Origin of the sequence: uncultured Ruegeria sp. (assembly GCF_947489545.1) — a bacterium.
Lineage (GTDB): Bacteria > Pseudomonadota > Alphaproteobacteria > Rhodobacterales > Rhodobacteraceae > Ruegeria.
In genome coordinates, this window is the sequence record NZ_CANLDZ010000015.1 from 56,412 (window position 1) to 72,728 (window position 16,317).

General features: G+C 59.0%; 19 protein-coding genes. 1 reads left to right on the forward strand and 18 read right to left on the reverse strand.

Annotated elements, in window-relative coordinates:
- Nucleotides 1-5: 5 nt before the first annotated feature.
- From Q1B13_RS18485 to Q1B13_RS18515, 7 genes are read right to left on the reverse strand one after another with little or no spacing between them, the layout of a single operon-like run.
- Nucleotides 6-812 carry a hypothetical protein gene (locus Q1B13_RS18485; protein WP_299082931.1) on the reverse strand — a complete coding sequence of 269 codons (807 nt, stop codon included), beginning with the start codon at nucleotides 810-812 and terminating at the stop codon, nucleotides 6-8.
- The gene (locus Q1B13_RS18490) at nucleotides 809-3,205 is read right to left on the reverse strand and encodes a hypothetical protein (RefSeq protein ID WP_299082929.1); all 2,397 of its coding nucleotides are present in this window, start codon (nucleotides 3,203-3,205) and stop codon (nucleotides 809-811) included. Before Q1B13_RS18490 ends, Q1B13_RS18485 begins: the two co-directional genes overlap by 4 nt.
- Nucleotides 3,205-3,696, reverse strand: coding sequence for a hypothetical protein (locus Q1B13_RS18495; protein ID WP_299082927.1), 492 nt, complete (start codon nucleotides 3,694-3,696; stop codon nucleotides 3,205-3,207). The genes Q1B13_RS18490 and Q1B13_RS18495 overlap by 1 nt, the downstream gene beginning before the upstream one ends.
- A complete protein-coding gene (locus Q1B13_RS18500; protein ID WP_299082926.1) occupies nucleotides 3,693-4,922 on the reverse strand; it encodes a TrbG/VirB9 family P-type conjugative transfer protein in 1,230 nt (409 codons plus the stop codon). Before Q1B13_RS18500 ends, Q1B13_RS18495 begins: the two co-directional genes overlap by 4 nt.
- Complete coding sequence (locus Q1B13_RS18505; protein WP_299082925.1) at nucleotides 4,915-5,316, reverse strand: hypothetical protein; 402 nt, start codon at nucleotides 5,314-5,316, stop codon at nucleotides 4,915-4,917. Before Q1B13_RS18505 ends, Q1B13_RS18500 begins: the two co-directional genes overlap by 8 nt.
- Nucleotides 5,306-5,752 (reverse strand): TrbC/VirB2 family protein, encoded by a 447-nt coding sequence (locus tag Q1B13_RS18510; protein WP_298937218.1) that lies wholly within the window; start codon nucleotides 5,750-5,752, stop codon nucleotides 5,306-5,308. Before Q1B13_RS18510 ends, Q1B13_RS18505 begins: the two co-directional genes overlap by 11 nt.
- Complete coding sequence (locus tag Q1B13_RS18515) at nucleotides 5,736-6,656, reverse strand: ATPase, T2SS/T4P/T4SS family (RefSeq protein WP_299082924.1); 921 nt, start codon at nucleotides 6,654-6,656, stop codon at nucleotides 5,736-5,738. Before Q1B13_RS18515 ends, Q1B13_RS18510 begins: the two co-directional genes overlap by 17 nt.
- Nucleotides 6,657-6,791: 135 nt before the next feature.
- On the opposite strand from Q1B13_RS18515, the gene Q1B13_RS18520 reads away from it, so the two are divergent.
- The gene (locus Q1B13_RS18520; RefSeq protein WP_299082923.1) at nucleotides 6,792-7,043 is read left to right on the forward strand and encodes a hypothetical protein; all 252 of its coding nucleotides are present in this window, start codon (nucleotides 6,792-6,794) and stop codon (nucleotides 7,041-7,043) included.
- 287 nt (nucleotides 7,044-7,330) lie between these two features.
- Here the strand turns inward: Q1B13_RS18520 and Q1B13_RS18525 are convergent, their stop codons facing one another.
- Genes Q1B13_RS18525 through Q1B13_RS18575 form a run of 11 tightly spaced genes read right to left on the reverse strand, consistent with a single transcriptional unit; the run spans nucleotide 7,331 to nucleotide 16,276 of the window.
- Nucleotides 7,331-7,606 (reverse strand): hypothetical protein, encoded by a 276-nt coding sequence (locus Q1B13_RS18525; RefSeq protein ID WP_299800188.1) that lies wholly within the window; start codon nucleotides 7,604-7,606, stop codon nucleotides 7,331-7,333.
- Nucleotides 7,603-8,223, reverse strand: a complete 621-nt coding sequence (locus Q1B13_RS18530) for a prepilin peptidase (protein WP_299082921.1) — start codon at nucleotides 8,221-8,223, stop codon at nucleotides 7,603-7,605. The genes Q1B13_RS18525 and Q1B13_RS18530 overlap by 4 nt, the downstream gene beginning before the upstream one ends.
- The gene (locus tag Q1B13_RS18535) at nucleotides 8,223-8,555 is read right to left on the reverse strand and encodes a hypothetical protein (protein ID WP_299082920.1); all 333 of its coding nucleotides are present in this window, start codon (nucleotides 8,553-8,555) and stop codon (nucleotides 8,223-8,225) included. Before Q1B13_RS18535 ends, Q1B13_RS18530 begins: the two co-directional genes overlap by 1 nt.
- On the reverse strand, nucleotides 8,549-9,694 hold the full coding sequence (locus Q1B13_RS18540; RefSeq protein WP_299800191.1) for a polymer-forming cytoskeletal protein: 1,146 nt from the start codon (nucleotides 9,692-9,694) through the stop codon (nucleotides 8,549-8,551). The genes Q1B13_RS18535 and Q1B13_RS18540 overlap by 7 nt, the downstream gene beginning before the upstream one ends.
- The gene (locus tag Q1B13_RS18545) at nucleotides 9,679-10,851 is read right to left on the reverse strand and encodes a hypothetical protein (RefSeq protein ID WP_299082918.1); all 1,173 of its coding nucleotides are present in this window, start codon (nucleotides 10,849-10,851) and stop codon (nucleotides 9,679-9,681) included. The genes Q1B13_RS18540 and Q1B13_RS18545 overlap by 16 nt, the downstream gene beginning before the upstream one ends.
- A gap of 10 nt (nucleotides 10,852-10,861) precedes the next feature.
- Nucleotides 10,862-11,482 (reverse strand): hypothetical protein, encoded by a 621-nt coding sequence (locus Q1B13_RS18550; RefSeq protein WP_299082917.1) that lies wholly within the window; start codon nucleotides 11,480-11,482, stop codon nucleotides 10,862-10,864.
- A gap of 16 nt (nucleotides 11,483-11,498) precedes the next feature.
- The gene (locus Q1B13_RS18555) at nucleotides 11,499-12,545 is read right to left on the reverse strand and encodes a type II secretion system F family protein (protein ID WP_299082916.1); all 1,047 of its coding nucleotides are present in this window, start codon (nucleotides 12,543-12,545) and stop codon (nucleotides 11,499-11,501) included.
- On the reverse strand, nucleotides 12,542-14,194 hold the full coding sequence (locus Q1B13_RS18560; protein WP_299082915.1) for an ATPase, T2SS/T4P/T4SS family: 1,653 nt from the start codon (nucleotides 14,192-14,194) through the stop codon (nucleotides 12,542-12,544). The genes Q1B13_RS18555 and Q1B13_RS18560 overlap by 4 nt, the downstream gene beginning before the upstream one ends.
- The gene (locus Q1B13_RS18565) at nucleotides 14,191-15,006 is read right to left on the reverse strand and encodes a hypothetical protein (protein WP_299082913.1); all 816 of its coding nucleotides are present in this window, start codon (nucleotides 15,004-15,006) and stop codon (nucleotides 14,191-14,193) included. Before Q1B13_RS18565 ends, Q1B13_RS18560 begins: the two co-directional genes overlap by 4 nt.
- On the reverse strand, nucleotides 15,006-15,593 hold the full coding sequence (locus Q1B13_RS18570) for a hypothetical protein (RefSeq protein WP_299082911.1): 588 nt from the start codon (nucleotides 15,591-15,593) through the stop codon (nucleotides 15,006-15,008). Before Q1B13_RS18570 ends, Q1B13_RS18565 begins: the two co-directional genes overlap by 1 nt.
- Nucleotides 15,593-16,276 carry a hypothetical protein gene (locus tag Q1B13_RS18575; RefSeq protein WP_299082909.1) on the reverse strand — a complete coding sequence of 228 codons (684 nt, stop codon included), beginning with the start codon at nucleotides 16,274-16,276 and terminating at the stop codon, nucleotides 15,593-15,595. The genes Q1B13_RS18570 and Q1B13_RS18575 overlap by 1 nt, the downstream gene beginning before the upstream one ends.
- Nucleotides 16,277-16,317: the final 41 nt, after the last annotated feature.

Sequence of the window (16,317 nt, forward strand, 5' to 3'; positions counted from 1 at the left end):
CCGGCTCATTCCTCGAGCTCCAGAATTTCTTTGATGGTGCGGTGATTGTCGTTGGCCTCATAAGCTTCGATGCTTTCCTGGATCATCACTTCCCCCTCCCGCTGCGCGCTCTCCTTGCGGTCCAGATCGGCCAAAACCCTGCCCCAGGCCACCGCGTTCTGCTGTGCCTGTGTTGCGGTGAGCGCGCGCAGGTCGACCAGCTGGCGGGCCACGGACGAGGACAGCTCGTTGGAAACCTGCAGGGCCTGTAGGTTGCCTCTCACGCCCGGGAATTGTCCGTTGATCCGGTCCAGTATCTCGGCCTCGGTTCCAATGTCCTCAAGGGTCAAGCCAACCTGGCCCAACCCGGTCGCCAGTGCTCCATCCCAGGTATCGACCCATTCATCGTATCTCTCGGACAAACGGGCATCGGAAAGGGGCTTCCCGTCGAAGAGCGGGTCCTTGATAAGATCAGAACGGAGAAACTCGTCGAGATCTTTCCCGCTGGCTGCAATGGCCCGGGCTTCACTCATCAGCGCATACAGGTCCTGCACCGGTTCCATGGACTCATCCAGCAACGTCTCGGGGATTTGTTCGAGGTTCTGGAGAATGGCCTCGTAGGTCTGGATCTGTGTCGCCAGTTGCTGGATATCGTTGGATAAGGACTTCGCATTGATCGCAAGGTTTTTGCCCTCAAGATTGACTATTCTCGCCAGTTTGTAATTGTTGAGCATCTGGGTGAATTCGGTGGCGCCCTGCGCGTTCAACGTCGAAGGAGCCGAGAGCGCCAGGCCCGCGGTAATTGCAAATATGCGTAGCCAAACAGATGTCATGAGGATGGGTCTCCCTGGTAATGGTGATCGAGAATGTCCTGGACCTCTTCCCTCCAATAATCGGGGTTATCCATGTGAAGCTGTCCGGCACGGGTGCTCTCATCCTTGCTGGTCTTGCCCAGCAGGGAGAGAGCCAACGGTCCCAGCAGGAATTCCACCACGCGCTGACCGTTCGGCTTAACCAGGTAGTAGTCCCGCTTGGCCGTGAGCGATGCAATGAGATCGATCTGGGCTTTGGTCATGCCAAGGGCGAAGTACTGTTTGCGGACTTTTTCCGTTCGGGCTGCCGGATTGGGCAGAAACACCTGTGTCTGGCAGCTTTCCAGAAGCACGTCCGACAGGTCCGACATCGTGAGGTCGGACAGGCTCTGCGTTGCCATCAAAACCGTCACATTCGATCGACGGGCCTCTTTTAGCCAACGCCGGATGCGCCCGGCAAAGATCGGGTGGCGCAAAAACGCATGAGCCTCGTCGAGTACCAGCAAGGTGGGCTTGCCATCAAATCGGCTTTCGACCTGGGCAAAGATGTAATCCAGTGCCAGAAGCGCCAAGTGCTCGTTTTGCTGAAACAGCTCATCCACTTCGAAAACCGTCAGGTTTTTCCAATCCAGAGAAACGTCATCATCATCCAGTAATCCTGAACCACCGTTCCTGCTGAAGCGGCGAATTGCAGACTGGAGGTCGGGATTTTGAAGGAAGGTCTGCAATTCCGAAAGTGTCAGGAAACCGGTCCTCAGCGCGTTGGACAAACCCGCCCGGATATCGTCCCGGAGGGCGGGTGTCAGGGACACGCCGCCGAGTTCCGCCATCTTGCTTACCCAGTCCACACCCCATTCGAGACCCAGTTCGTGCAGATGTGCCACCGGCGCAACGCCCCGTCCGGTTTCACCGCCAAAGGCGGTGAAACTGCCTCCGAACACATTGACCAGGTGCCGGGACGAATACCCTTTGTCGAAGAAGATAACCCGTGCATCCGGGTATTTGAGCCAATGGGCGCAGAGCAAACCGAGCAGGACCGATTTGCCCCCACCGGTCGGGCCAAACATGAATGTGTGGCCGACATCAGCCACGTGCAGGTTAAAATGAAACAGTTCACCCGTCATCGAGCGCGCCCAGGTCAGTGCGGGTGAATTGGACGGGAAAAGCGGTGACGGATTATGCACCTCTCCCTTCCAGCTTGTACGCAGCGGGATCAGTTCCACGAAATCCGACACTGGCATCATGGCATCCCGCAGAACCCTGTGCGCATGGCCGGGCAGGCTTGCGAGGTATAACTCCAGCGCGGCCTCACGCTCATAACGCACTTTGAAACCAGCGTTCACGAGTGCCGCCTCGATCTCCTCGGCCGCGGCCTGGACTTCCTCCGGCGTCGTATAGCGCCCTCCGATCAATGTCAGCGTGGACAGGTACATCCCGACTGCCTCGCCCCGGTTCACATCCGTGGCCATCTCTTCGGCGCCAAGTGCCATTTCCTCTGCATACCTGTCGCGGCGGCCACCGCCGCCATCGACGATCTGCGCAACGGGATCCGTGGCATTCTGGGTCCAGGCTTTTTCGTCTTTCCGCAGTTGCTTGCGGGCCGTGCGAGAGGACATGCTCGACAGGCGCGTGGTCCAGCGATATTCGAGGGCATAGGTTTCCAGCACCGCCAGAACGCCCCGTGGAGCCTCTTTCGGAATCCCTTCGATCGTCAGAATGACCGCCGGGCAACCTTCAATACGGGGCAGTCCAGTTTCCGGGTCGCGCTCGAAATCAACCCCGAGCCACTTGTCAAGAAACATGTATTTCAGATCCCTGGGGATCCGGAATTTTTGCACCGGCCCTGTCAGTGCGCTTGCCAGCAGGCCTGCCAATTCGTCGAAGCGATCAACCCTGCGATCGAGATCCTCTTCCGTCTGCAGCCCCAGGCGCCGCAGTCCAAAGATACCCCCTAACCGGATTTCCACGGTTCTGCTGGCTTGCGCAAATCCCTCAAGACCCTGCTCGAGGGGCATTCCGGAATCGGCAGGCCGCCATTGATACAGGAGATGGATCGTATTCTCGTAAAGCGTGCCATCCGCAGACAACAAGGTGCGGGCCTCCGCTTCCAGGATATTCAGCGCCGGATAAGGCGAAGGGTCCGCATTCTGTTGCAGGCCGACAAAAGGCCTGCGATCCAGCTGTATCCAAAAACAATCTTTATCGCCGAAGCCCGAAAATCCGTGCGCCAGCCTGACCTGCATCTCTTCCGGCTCCAGGCTTTCGGTGTCGAGCCCGGTCACTTCCCAGCCGCAGACAAAAGAGCCGTCTTTGCAGCCCAGAATACCCGGGGCCAGCAGTCCGGACCAGTTCAGAACATCGGAGAACTGCCGCGCACGGGGCGGGACAAGCGAGGGTATGGCGGGGAAATTCATCAGGTGCTTTTCCTGCGAAAAGTCGGCATCCGGGGCAGTCCGGCGCCCTTGCGGCGGTATTCTGGGGGCAGGTGGATGATCGAAGGTGCGGACGCCGCATAGACCCCTTGATTGGCCAGCCGGTACCGCCGTGCGATCCGCAGGTCTCCGGCGACCGTCGCCAAAGCCGTGATCTCTCCATTCTCGCCATGGGTCACGGCAACATCGAGCGCGGTGCGTGCATCGCCCCGGCCGCTTTCATCCACGGCAAACCCGGCCAACCGCAGATAGTTCAGCGTGTGCGTCTCGCAGGAATTGGAACGCCCCGGCGCGATCACCACGGTTTTGCGCAGCGAGATCGTCTTATGGATGGTCCGTGCCATATCAAATCCGATGGCGCAGGCCTGCACCGGCGTCAGATTGTAATCACTCCTGTTCATGGACGGGATCGGCGGTGCACAGCCTACAAGAAACAGGGCGGTGGCAAGCAATCCGGGGAGCCGGTCCTTCACGAGCGTCTCCTTATTTTGATGACCTTGCGACCAACCTGCAGTTCAAATCTGCCCAGCACCCCGTCGATCACGATCTGCTGTCCTCCTTTCGTTGCCCGAAAGTTCAGGGCACGGTTGCTTTCGGCCCTGCCCCCGATCACCGAAGGAAAGTCCCCCCGGTAGTTTGTGGGCAAATCCACATAGGTCCGGCGGCCGTCGTTGTAGACACGCAGCGGTTTGAACGGGGCAGTCCCCATGATGCGGTAGTCGAAATCCAGTTCATCGGCCGGCACTGTGCCCCGCGTGGTGCTCACACCGGTGCGGGTGGTTCGGGCGGCACGCTCTGCCCGCTCTGCGTCGGCTTTCTGTTTCTGTGCGGCTTTAAGTGCTTCGATCTTCTCGGCCATCTCGCGCCGTTGCGTATCCGGATAGCTGAAGCTCAGGATCGGCGTGTTGTAGCGCAGGTCCTTGACCAGGTTGATCGTGTAAACCCGCTGGTCCGTGAGAATGAAAAAATTTGTCTTCCGAGGGGCTTCCGGAAGCGGTTTAAATGCAAAATATATCTGTGGCGGGACGATATCGCGATGACGGAGCTCGACAGACCAGCCCACCAGGTCCGGCTGCACGACATTGTCCTGAACCACCTCACCCGGCTCCAGTTCCAGCAGGCAGGCCTGGCCAGGCTTGCACACAAGCGTTGGAATGGACTCGCCAAAAACATGCACCACCCGTCCGTCCGGACCGGGGATTACAGCCCCGGTCCGGTTTCCCCAGAACTCTATTGCTCTCTGGGTCAGCTCAGTCTGAGTCAGACTTGGGGCCGCAGTTTTCGCAGGCTGAGGTTCTATGTGTTCCGCAAGCGCTTTCGCGAGGGCGCGCAGCTCGTCGGGACTGAGTCTGAGTGCGGCATCGGCCCCTGGCTCCGGTTCTGGTGCCGGTTGAGATGTGTTCGGAACCACCGGTGATGCGGTCGGTTGTGTTGGTGCGAGAGTGCTGATCTCTTCAGTGTCCTCTGCCGCGGGCAATACCTCGGTATCAATGGGCGGCGGCGTGATATCTGAAGCAGGGGTGTCCGGCTCTTCCACCGGGTCAGCGGGCAGGGTCAGTGCATCCAGCTCCCCTGGCCCGGTTTCTGTTTGCACGGCCGGGCCGAAGATTTCCTCATCGGCTGAAACCTGAGCCAATGCGGGCAGCACAAGGCTGAACACAACGGATAGAGACAGTAAGAGAAGGCGGGAATCAGACAAGGATGGTCTCCCCATACCTGGGGAAAACAATATCTAAACCATGGGCGGCAATATCTGATTTCGTCCAAATGGCAATGATGCCATGCACCACAAACAGGATACTGCCGATGCCAGCGATTGCCGCCAGTATGCGCCGCTCAGGTTTTGGGAGATCGGGGATCAGCACGAGCAGTGACACTGAAACGATCACTGGCAAGATCGCGCAAAACGCCCCGGCATATCCAAGGAAGGCTTTGCCGTAGCCTGAATGGGAACCTATTTCAAAGCCCGCTAGGGTAAGAAGCGTAAACGAAAACAGGGTAAACACATAGGTTACCAAAGCGAGTAGCAGCAGGCTCGCCAGAGGGGCAAAAACAGCACTGCCAATCCTGGAGCGTATACCTCTACCGGACATGAGCGATTTCCTCGGGTGTTGGGCTTTGTTCGGGGGCAATCTCTTCCCGCGCTTCGATGGCTGGTCGCGTAACGGCCGGTGTTTGCATCGCGGCAATCTCATGCGGCAACAGCACGACTCCGGAAGAGCCGAACAGGAACGTGATGAATTTGGTCGCGAGCAGGATGAAGCCGAGCCCAAGCAACATTGTTGGTATGCGCCGTGCGAACCCCGAGAAATCACTGCCTGACGCCAGCATGAACCCGGCAACAAGCACCAGAATTATCGCCAGGAAGGTGGCAAACCCACCTGTGACCCAGGCAATGAATTTTTGAAACGGCTGCGCGTCTTCAAAAATAGAGTCATTGACCTCGGCAAAGGCCGGGTCGGCTTGAGAGATGAATACGAGCAGTAGCAAAACCGCCAAAAGGATAGTCCGGTCAATTACGTTCAACATGTCTGGTCTCCAGGGAAAATGGGGAGGAAAGATCCCGACCGGGAACAGGGCGGGCAATCTGCGTGATGCGAGCGGGTCCGATGCCGCGCTCGACGAACAGCACCAGATCAAGGCAGGAGGTGATAAGGGCGATCTGATCCGTGACGCTGACTTCAAGCGCCAAACCCTGCATCCGAGGCAGGACTTCTTCAGCCGAGTTGGCATGGATCGTGGTGATCCCACCCGGATGGCCCGTGTTCCAGGCCTTCAGCAGTGTCATCAGAACAATACCGGTGCGAACTTCTCCCACCACGATACGATTGGGGGCATGGCGCAGCACGGATACGAGCAAGCGGTCCATGCTCACGTCATGCGAACTGCGCAACTGGGCCTGATTGCTCAACCCGACATTCAGTTCCGGCGTGTCCTCAATCACAAGTATCCTGGTGTCCGGAGCCTGTTCGCAAAGCGTGGCCAGCAAGGAGTTGGTGAGCGTGGTTTTACCCGACCCGATTCCACCTGCAACCAGGATGTTTTTCCGTGTCGCAATCGCCTCTTCTATCTCCTGGCGCAGTTCCGCGTCCGGTGCAAACTCCGACAGGGGCAGAACCTGGTCCCGATGCCTGCGGATCGAGATCATCGGACCGTTCACAAGCGGCGGCAGCACCGCTTCGATCCGGTGCGCGGTGCCCGGAATGCGCCCCGAAAAGATTGGCTCTTTCGGATCAATCAGCATGTCCGTTGCCGTGGCACAGCTGCGGATGAACCGCTCAGCCAGATCCGGGTCCATCATGCCGACCCCTTTGGCCCGGGCTCCGAAGCGCTCCACGAATATCTTCCTGTCCGGGTTGAGAGAAATCTCGACCACGTCCGGATCATGCACATGGGGAAAAATCGGCCCAAGAAGGCGCTCGAGGTCCAGCATCAGCTTGCCTCCCGTCCGGATTGCGCAGTAACCTGCGCCAAGACAGACCACATTGAGGCCATCCCTGTGAGACCGAAGATCGAGATGAGATCCCGCCCAGTACACAAGACCCTTTTTGATGTGGAACGGGAGCCGATGATTGCCCTGATCGTCTCAATGGCGATGCTCGCGGTGACCCTGTTCTCCTTTGACATGGTCATCGCCGCACTTGTGGTTCCCCCCGTCTTCTTTGCGGCCGGCGTGATCAAGTTGCGCGAATACGCGGCATATGATCCGCAGTATTTCCGGATCCTGTGGCGGCAGGTCTGGCCGATGCGCATTCCGCGCAAGCTGCTCTTCCGCGAAGTGCTGTTCAACCCGCCCTTCTGGCGGCAGAACTCAAACTGACACGCCATCATCATGCCACCCTCTTGGTGCGGGGTAATGGGGTAGAAGTATCGAGCACTTCCCTGCGATGTGCCGGTGCAAGCTGGCACAGACGGAACAGAGCAGTATGCAAGCAGCATGCTTCTATCCCTGCGAGATGACAGACCTCACGAAAATCGGCGGTCGGGTATGTCCCGACCCAGTTTTCGGCACCCTGGCGATGGCGGTGCTTGCGGGGATGGTCATTGCAGAGATCCCGAATGGCTATCATCACAACTGATTGCCAAAGACGTTTCGATGACATCGGATCAGTCATCTTGCACCTCGCGGAAAAGAGACCTGATCTCGGGGTATTGGTTGAGGTATTCTTCAAGGCATTGATGTGCAGACTTGAGAACGTCCCGATCACGATAGTTTTCTGATTTGCGCTCAGGACTAACTGTCAGGTGTTCGAATCTACCACGCCGATATCGAAAGCGGCGACTGTAGGTATTCGGACCGGTTACCGTAGGACATCCGCGCGTGGATCCGATCATGATCTGGACCAGGGCGTCCGTATCAGGTGCGGGTGTTGCTAGTTTCATCGCGAACACCCCCTGTGCAGTGAGTGGCGATCAAAAACCATCCAGATCAGGGCGAACATCGCGGCCAGCGCAGTGACAACCCCTCCCCATTGGATTGCCTCTGCTCGCAGAAACGTATTGATCTCCGACCAGGCAGGGTTCCGGAACACGGTTGTGTTGAAACTGATGTCGATGTTGGCAATGCGGGCTGCAAGAACGCCGAAGATGGTCAGCGCCCCAGGCAGCGCCGCAGGAAACAGGCTGAAGCTGCGGCGGCCGTTCGGGCGGGCACGGGCCATCCGGTAGCTCTGCATCGTTACGACACAGAGCAGGGCCAACACCACGATGGCAGTCACACTATCGCATAGCCCCGCCAGCGCGCCGATCACGGGCAACAGCCACAGGTCCCCCTGACCCAGTACATGACGACCCAGTATCCAACGGGTCAGAAGACCCGCCAATCCCCAAACAAGACCGCCCGCCAGCATGTCCTCGATCGGAAGCCCCAGGTAGAGGTTGAGGCAAACCCCGGCCAGTGCCACCACCGCCAACGCTGCATAGTTGATCTCAAAGGTCCGGACATCCTCTGCAATCAGCAGCAGAAGAAAAATGCTCAGAAGGGTTACATGCAGGATCACTATTCCGCCCTCTTGTAACTGCTGGTCAGAGCGGCGCAGAGAGTGGCGGCGTTGATCTCTTCCATGCAGTCCTGCCACGACTGGCGTGCATCAAGCGCGTCCTCGGAATCTTTCTCTGCCAGGTCCAGAAGACCCTCTTGGTACTCCGCGATGCGTTGCAGTGCCTGCACATCCGCTCGCAACGCCTGCCGGAGGGCAATCATCGGCCGCAGGCCAGGGTCGTCCGGGTCCGGCTGCTGGATCTCTTGCGCCAATGCGACGGTGGTCCCGGTGATTGCGATCAGCAACGCCGCTGTCGACAGCCGACACAGTCCTGTTCTGGTTGTCAGCATCCCGAGCACGTCCCTGTTTTAAGAGTTTGAATCTGACCGGTGTTTGCCGTGACTGCGGAGCTAAACACGTTGTCTGCCGCAAGCGTGCCGGTCGTCAGAGATTTTGCCTCAATCCCCTGCGCTGACAGATCGGTCACCGCCAACGCATCCAGGGTTGCGGTGCCCTCCGCCACAAGGTCCCGTGCCACAGAAACCGAGTCGTTCGCAGTCAGGGCCTCCACCTTCAATGTTCCGATCGTGGCCTGGTCCGTTACGGTCAACGTGCTGGCGGTGGTCGCACCGCTGATTGTTGCTTCGTTGGCGGTCACCTCCCCGCCCACGGTCAGATCTCCCGCCGCCTCAACATCCCCGTCCACCATCAATGTTCCGGTAATCGTGTCCGCCTGAAGAGTTCCCGCAACCGTGACTTCATTCGCTTGCAGTTCCCCCGCACCGACAAGATCAAACCCGTTCATGAGCAGATCCGTTTGCATCTCGTTCAGCTCGGGAAAGCCCGGCTGTGCAGCACGATGCAGGAAGGGCAAAACATCCCGATCCATCCGAAGCACCCGGATGGCAAGTACATCCCGGCTCTGCGGTGCGCCCGTCAGGGCCTGAAGCGCCGACAAATCGTAATCTAGTCCCGGCCCGCGCAGGCGATCATCCGCATCCGGAGGGACAAAACCGACGAGACCCACGCCCTCCCCACCCCGGGGGACATAGCGCGGGTTTTCTTCTCCCGTCAGCGCTGAGGCCCGGGCCAGTATGATCAGTTCCTCCGAACCACGGGCGTGCAGGATCAGCGACACCTCCCGCCCGAGAGCCGTCAGCTGGTTGCTGCCTGAAGTCCAGAGGCCCGTCGCTTCCAGGTCCGCCAGGTCCAGAACCTGCGCATTGCCCACACCGATTTGGGAGTTGATCGTCCCGTTGAGATCCCGCAGGGCCAGTGTTGCACCGGCATCCACCACCTGCGTCAACAGCCGCGCCTCATTCAGACCAGCGATGTTACGGACATGTTGCGTCCCAAATCTTATTCCGAGGTTCAGAACAGGAATAAGAATGAGCAGAACCATTATGGCCTCGATCAGACTAAATCCCCGCCGAGCCTGGCGCGGCCTGCGCAGTCCCTGTTTCCCGATGATACTCAGCATCCGTCGCATGATCCGCTCACCGTCAGTTTTTGTACGTTTGCCTGCACAGCGGTCAGGGTCGTGAGATCGGCTGTGCCCGTCGAAATCCCGCCCTTGGCCAGGACATCGCTGGCCAGAACGGCATCGATCCCGGTGACATCGCTTTTCGTTGTCACCGTCTCCCCAAACATATCCGCCGCTCCAAGCGGTCCCGCCATGGCTGCTATCGTCCCGGCGGCCACATTATGTAAGACTGTGGTCTGCCCGGCCTGGGCTTGCGTTACATTGATCCCGCCCAGGCCAAGAGCATTGGTGACGTGCAGAGAAAAGGCCGTCACACTCTCATCCACGTCCAGTGTACCAGTCACTTCAGTCAGCATCCCGGTGTGATTGTTGCCTTCGACAATCCCGGTCACGTTGCCCGCAGTGGCGTTCTCCGCGCTAACCTGGTTGACCCCGATGATGGCGTTGCCAGCCAGGTCAAACACCCCCTTCTCGTTGCCTAGTTCCGGCAGCGCGTGGCCGGCCCGGGTTTCCCGGAGCAGATAATCTTCCGGCACCCCGGACAGTGACGCCGTGAGAATGGCGGCCTCATCTGTCCCCAGCGATCGCCCCAGTATCTGTTCGACCCTATTCTCAGCCGACAGTAGGCGATCCTGAAGATTGCCCTCTTTTTTTCCCGAGTTCAGCCCGATGGCTTCCAGCGCATCGAGCAGCCCATCCAGATCCGCATAAGCCGGATCTTCGTTTGCGCTGAGCAGAAGCAGCCCGTACAAATCCGGGTAGTAGCTGAATTGTTCGTTCAGAGTCAGGATGATGTAGGTTATGTCGAACCCGGCGATGTCCGGTGAGACAACCCCGTCCATCCAGCCCTCAAAAGACGTTTGTTGTTTCGGGGGTAGGGAATACCCCAGGTCAATCTCACCCCACCAGGCATGTTTGTGAACGTAGAGATCGAAGAAGGATGCGATCTCCGCGACCTGCTGCGCCCGGGCCAGATTGCGGTCGTGACGGGCTTTGCGCATTTCGCTCTGCCAAAACAGCGTCAGCGTAAGTGTTGCGATCACCAACCCCAGGGCCGCACCCACAACCAGCGACCCGCGACGGGTCTTGCGCGCCAGGCGACGGGGCGCGGGGCTGCCGGGGAGCCGAAAGCGGCAGAAAGACGATATGCGAGCGAAAAACATGGGCTGGGTCTCAGAAGGTCAGCGCCACATCGTTAGTGCCGTTGTTGCAGGCCCCGTTGACCGCGATTTCCGTCATTGGCAGCACAACGGGTGTGTTCTCGATGACGAGGCCGTCCAGCCCGGACCCCGAACTTTGAAACGCCAGCGCTGCTTTCTTGCAGGCTGAATCGGGCAGGTCATTGATCGTTACGATGAAATTCCGCTCGTCGCCCTGGATGGTGATGTCGGTGCCATAAGGCGACCTGAAATTGAAACCACCCGCCGCTGTCTCGGCAAATTCTTGGTCGGTAAAACCCTCTCCATCGAGAAATCCAAGCAGGCTTTCATTCGCATAGATGCCGGTATAGCTGTGATAGCGTTCGATAATGGCAACCGCTCGCGTCAACTGGCTTTGCAGCTGGTTGGACCGGAGCATGTTCATCATGCCGTTGTACAGTCCGTACAGACCAATAATTACGACAGTAATCACTAGCAGGTAGAGCATTCCCCCGATCAGGCTTCCCCGACGCTTGCGGCGGGGATGGCGCATCCTGCGCCGGTTGCCTTGAGCTTGTGGACGGGTGGTGTCCCTTGCCTGTGTCCCGGAATGAAACCCGGGGCGAGTTGGTCGCAAAAAAGTCCGTGTAAGCATGGCTGTTTTCTTCCTGCTAATGAACCGAAAGGGTTTGCATGATGGACATGAAACTGAGCGCCCCGCCGCCAACCGCTGCGGCGATTACCGCCATCAGCAGCACGTTCAGAATGGCTGTGCGTTCCTTGATCGTTGTGTCGAAATCTTCGAGCCAGCGATCGAGAAAGCCGGAGAACTTTTCGACCCAGTTGTCCTGCTGGGTCAGCACGCCCAGAACCGCATTGAGATCCCGGCCGGGAAAATCATGGCCCGTGGCCTGCAGAGCCTCTTCCCAGCCGTAGTCCTGGACTTCCCGGGCGATTGCCGTAATGCGGGATCTGAGATAGGGCGATGCGTTGGCCGCCATCTGGTCCAGCAGGGCAGAATTGAGCGTTACGCCCATGCGGCCGAGTTCGGTAATCGTGAGTAAGAAGCTCACACCCGTTCGCATCTTGTAGAACGAAAAGGGCGGCAACCGATCGAAGAGCTGCCGCGGAGCGCGTGTCCAGCGGGCAATCGTTAGCTGGAGTCCGAAGATCATCATCCCGAGGACAATCAGCACGATCCAGATATTGGCGCTGAACCAGATGCTGAACTGCGCGATCAGCTGTCCCTCCAACGGCCAGCTCGACATCGGTGAAATCTGCTCCATCGTCGGAAAGAACGACCCGCCGAGCATGTAGATCACAGCCCCGAGCAGGACAAATCCGAGTAGCGGCTGCGCCAGCGCCGAGCGGAAGGCCCGATGCACCTTGTCCTGTAGCTCCGCCTGTCGCATAGCCGCCCGAAACACCGCCTCCGCACTGGCACGGGCCATATTCTGGAACTGCAAGAACTCGTCGCTCGGTGCATAGCGGCTGATCCGGTCCTCAAACTCGTCATCGCGAACCCCTTCCCGGATATCGAGAAGAATGTCGCCCACGACCCCCCTGCCCTGTTCACGTGCGACGGTCGCCGCCGTGTTCAGTGCGTCCGACAGCAACAGGCCCGCTTCCACCAGGTCCGCCACAAGGCGCCAGGTCCGCGCCCGGGTTCGTGCACGGAAATGCACGCGCCGCCAGATCAGGACCAGGTTGTCTCTCATTTGGCGTCTCCCCATTTGAGTTCCGCTTTCTGAAACGCGCTCATACGCTCTGACAGGTCGCCATGCTTGCGCACCGCATCCCGCGGGTCGACACGGCCTGCGAGAACCAACTCGGTCATTTTCTGGGAAATCGTGATGCCGCCCATGCCACCTTCGCTGCGCGGCTTCAGCCAGTGGTTCAATGCTCCAATGGAATCCTGAACCCGCACGCATCGCAGATACTCGACATCCGGTTCAATCACTTCGCCAACGGCGATCTCGCGCTGGTACCCCCACCAGGCCAAACGCCCGATCTCGCTCGTATCCCGATGGCAGGCGTCGCAGCCAGCCGGATTGCGCATGAACACCGCATCCTTGTCACCTTTCAGGGGGGTAACGATCGCCCGATCTTTCGCTGACAGATAAACCTCGCGCATCGGGCGCTTGCAGTGCTCGCAGAGCAACGGCACCAATGTCTGCTTGATCAGCAGCCGGATCAGTCCGGGCTCAGCCAGTTCTGCCGCCGGCACACCCATGGTTGGCAACCGGAACAGAATCCGGTGAGCGCAATCCACGTGCAGTGTTGTATAAAGCTGGTGCCCCGACAGAATAAATTGCAAGGCTTCCCGGCCACCAACCCCATCCCGGATTTCCGTAATCACGCCCACGTCCGGGTTACTCCGCACGAAATGACGCAACGCATCCCGGTATTGGCGCGTGCGTTCTTCTTCGTCGCCCGCAGACTGCAGTGGGATCTGGACCACGCTCGGACGCTTGAGCCGGTATTCAACCGGGTCTTCCAGCATCACAACTTTCAGGTGGCCATGCTCGTCACAGAGTTGCCCGAGGTTCCTAATCAGGGTGGTTGTTTTTCCGTCACCGGTTTCACCGCCAATGATGATCCCGCCCCGCAAACCCGTCCGCACTTTTGCCAGCTTGCCCATCACCTCTGAATCAAGGCCCAGATCCTCAAGCGTGCTGGTGTCGTCACCCGTATTGTAAAACAGCCGACCCACCAGGTGAGAGGCAAGCCGCGTTTCTCCTTCATGCGCCCCGCGCGAACATCGCAGCTTCGCCACGCCTGCCGGGAGCGGGAAATCATTCTTTGGGTTGATCGAAAACCCCTGGAACCCGTACTCCGTCAGGGTGGATTCACCCGTCCCCTTATCCTGGGCATCAAAGGCGCAGGCGATCGCGCCCCGACCCTCTTCCGACGTCCACGGCTTGCCATGCTGGAACCAACGCCCTGCAATCTTGATCCGCGCATCGGTATGCGTCTCGTGATCGATGATCTCGAAATCCGAGGCCCGCGCTTCCGCCGCGGCCTCGATCAGGGCGCGCAAACGTTGTCGCCCCTTGGACATTTCCGACTGTGCGGCTCGCCTGGCGGTGCTCTCCGGACGATAGAGCGCGCGAATCTCGGCCATACTGCGCTGCTCAGTGGCACCCGTTTGCGGGATATGCCCCTGTTTATGCAAGCGCCGAAGTCCTTCGACGAACACGTCATCGTGCGCATAACTCCCTTCCGCGACAAAGCAGGTCCCGTCCTGATGTACGGCAGCAATTTCTTTGAACCGAGCATCCGGTACGTCGATAATGCCGTTCGCCAATACCTTCCATTCCAATGCGGAGGGTTTGAGAGCGCCCAGAATATCCTTCAGAATATTCATTGGTTTGACCCTGCCTCCAACGGGTTCGGAGTAGCGGAAATCTCCGGGTCATACAGTTCCTGCACCGTTGCCGGGATTGCGATCAAACCCCCGCCATCGTGCACCTCCGGTGAGGACGGGCGATTGGGCAGCTGCTCCCGTTCACCACCTGCTTCAACCGTCACACCCTGCATGGTGATGACATCGATGCGCACGCCGCCGGGCAATACATCTCCCACCCGCACGGTCAGTTCTTCTCCCGTATCTGTGTCCAGCAAAATGGCATTCAGACCTGGGCCTATGACTGGCGAACCGAGAATGGCTGCCACCTGGAACGGGGCGGCACAGTACAGCGCGTCCCGGGCGATTTCCTCCGCCTTTGCCGCTTTCAGATCAACCGGGTCCGGAACGGGTGGAGGTGCCGGTTCCAAAACGGGCTCAGGCTCCGGGCACGCGGCGGCCTGGATCGACCCGACCCGGACCACCGGTTCTATCAGACCTTCCAGCAGTGTTCTCAGTTCCCGCTCATTGCTCAGGATCCGCTTTACCTGGTCCTGCCGCTCGGTGCAGATCCGCGTCACTTCATTGTAGAGCGCCGTGGCCGTGACCTGCTGAACATCACTGTAGAATGATGTATACGCCGCCAGAAGTTCATCGAACGGGCAGCTCAGAATGTCCTGACCCTGCCCGTTCGACCCTGCCTCACCGGGATTGGATGGTACTGCTCTTGCTCCAGGCAGATCACCAAGTGTCTGCGCCATGGCGCCGGCGGCCAGAAAGCTCATAACAAGGGATAAAACCGGCATTCTGCCATTGAGACGACTATTTCGCATTAGTTGACCTCCGGCTGAGCGTCGGATAGCGCCGCGATGATCTCGGCGGGATCAAGATCGCGGCGAAGCCCGTCCGGCGGGTAGAACCCGACACCGGTTGTGCGGACTTCCCATTCGCCGATGATTTCGCCCGAACTGTTCAGAACAACTCCGCCTTCAAGCAATTGCGTCCCTGCCTGCAGGGACCCGACGGCCCGTGCGAGACGCTTGCCGGTGATCTGTTCCAGCTGCCTGACGATTGGCGGGGTCTCATCGACGAACTCAAGATCATTTGCGTTTGAGGGGTCGAGAACATCCAGCACACCGTTGCGCCAATACAGCTCCAGCCGCCAGTCAGGGCCCGGCTGCGCGTGGACATCGCCACGCTCGACAATCCGGTTGTCTTTGGACAGGCCCCAAACCTCATTCTGAGGCACATAAAACACCACTCGCTGCGTCGACGGCAAAATCACCACCTTTCCGAAATGTGCCACTAGCCGGGAAAGGGCGTCCCCCTGCCCTGCCTGTTCGGCGCGCAGCCCCGGGCTTAGGCAAACTCCGATCAGCGCAGCGGTTATTACGGAACATTGCAGACGGGCCGATCGCATCAGTTTCGACTCACAAATTGACAGTTTTTGTCTGTCTTTTTGCCGTACCACTCGTGCGCGCATTCATTGACGTAGTGGGGTCGCAGAATGCGTGCGCCGGGGTCCTGTTTCAGCAGTTCATTGTAGTAACGCGAAGTCTGCCTGGCGTTCACCTCAGCACCAAGACTCTCGGCGGAAGGAAAGTCCGGGCAGATCTCCCAGGTCACCGCCGGGATGCGCGCCTGTAGGTGGCCGTAATGAGCCTCCGCCCAGCGGGGGCGCTCCATCAAATAAGTAGCCATCTCACCCGTCGAACCATTGTAGCGCAGAAGCTTATAGAAACGCTCACCGTCACGTACCCGCATCAAAAGCGGGTAACGCACGTTACGGCGCTGGTGATCAACGATGCGGCCAGTATACGTGGCAGACCATGTGGGTGTAGAGTTGCCGCTGCTAGAACAACCATGCTCAACTCCGTTCGCGTCGTACCAGACAACGCTGAGATAACCACCGCGCTTCTTGTTCTTCCCGGTCCACCAGGTCAACACCCAGGCTGTGTTCGCGAGCAGCGGCTGGACATGCTCCGCTGCCACGTTCTGAAAAATTTTGCCGCGCTTGTAGTACTTGCGCTTCTCTGCAAAGGCCGCACCGGATGTAAGTGTCATCGCCAAAACGGCCGTGAGTGCGCATTTGGAAATCGTCATTGTGTCCTCCTTTGTGACGTGGGTGGTTGCGGTTGAGTTGG

Coding starts and splice junctions, on each gene's coding strand:
- Q1B13_RS18485 (WP_299082931.1), bottom strand. CDS start 812: ATGACATCTGTTTGGCTACGCATATTTGCAATTACCGCGGGCCTGGCG.
- Q1B13_RS18490 (WP_299082929.1), bottom strand. CDS start 3,205: ATGAATTTCCCCGCCATACCCTCGCTTGTCCCGCCCCGTGCGCGGCAG.
- Q1B13_RS18505 (WP_299082925.1), bottom strand. CDS start 5,316: ATGTCCGGTAGAGGTATACGCTCCAGGATTGGCAGTGCTGTTTTTGCC.
- Q1B13_RS18510 (WP_298937218.1), bottom strand. CDS start 5,752: ATGTTGAACGTAATTGACCGGACTATCCTTTTGGCGGTTTTGCTACTG.
- Q1B13_RS18515 (WP_299082924.1), bottom strand. CDS start 6,656: ATGCTGGACCTCGAGCGCCTTCTTGGGCCGATTTTTCCCCATGTGCAT.
- Q1B13_RS18520 (WP_299082923.1), top strand. CDS start 6,792: ATGATTGCCCTGATCGTCTCAATGGCGATGCTCGCGGTGACCCTGTTC.
- Q1B13_RS18525 (WP_299800188.1), bottom strand. CDS start 7,606: ATGAAACTAGCAACACCCGCACCTGATACGGACGCCCTGGTCCAGATC.
- Q1B13_RS18535 (WP_299082920.1), bottom strand. CDS start 8,555: ATGCTGACAACCAGAACAGGACTGTGTCGGCTGTCGACAGCGGCGTTG.
- Q1B13_RS18540 (WP_299800191.1), bottom strand. CDS start 9,694: ATGCGACGGATGCTGAGTATCATCGGGAAACAGGGACTGCGCAGGCCG.
- Q1B13_RS18545 (WP_299082918.1), bottom strand. CDS start 10,851: ATGTTTTTCGCTCGCATATCGTCTTTCTGCCGCTTTCGGCTCCCCGGC.
- Q1B13_RS18550 (WP_299082917.1), bottom strand. CDS start 11,482: ATGCTTACACGGACTTTTTTGCGACCAACTCGCCCCGGGTTTCATTCC.
- Q1B13_RS18555 (WP_299082916.1), bottom strand. CDS start 12,545: ATGAGAGACAACCTGGTCCTGATCTGGCGGCGCGTGCATTTCCGTGCA.
- Q1B13_RS18560 (WP_299082915.1), bottom strand. CDS start 14,194: ATGAATATTCTGAAGGATATTCTGGGCGCTCTCAAACCCTCCGCATTG.
- Q1B13_RS18565 (WP_299082913.1), bottom strand. CDS start 15,006: ATGCGAAATAGTCGTCTCAATGGCAGAATGCCGGTTTTATCCCTTGTT.
- Q1B13_RS18570 (WP_299082911.1), bottom strand. CDS start 15,593: ATGCGATCGGCCCGTCTGCAATGTTCCGTAATAACCGCTGCGCTGATC.
- Q1B13_RS18575 (WP_299082909.1), bottom strand. CDS start 16,276: ATGACGATTTCCAAATGCGCACTCACGGCCGTTTTGGCGATGACACTT.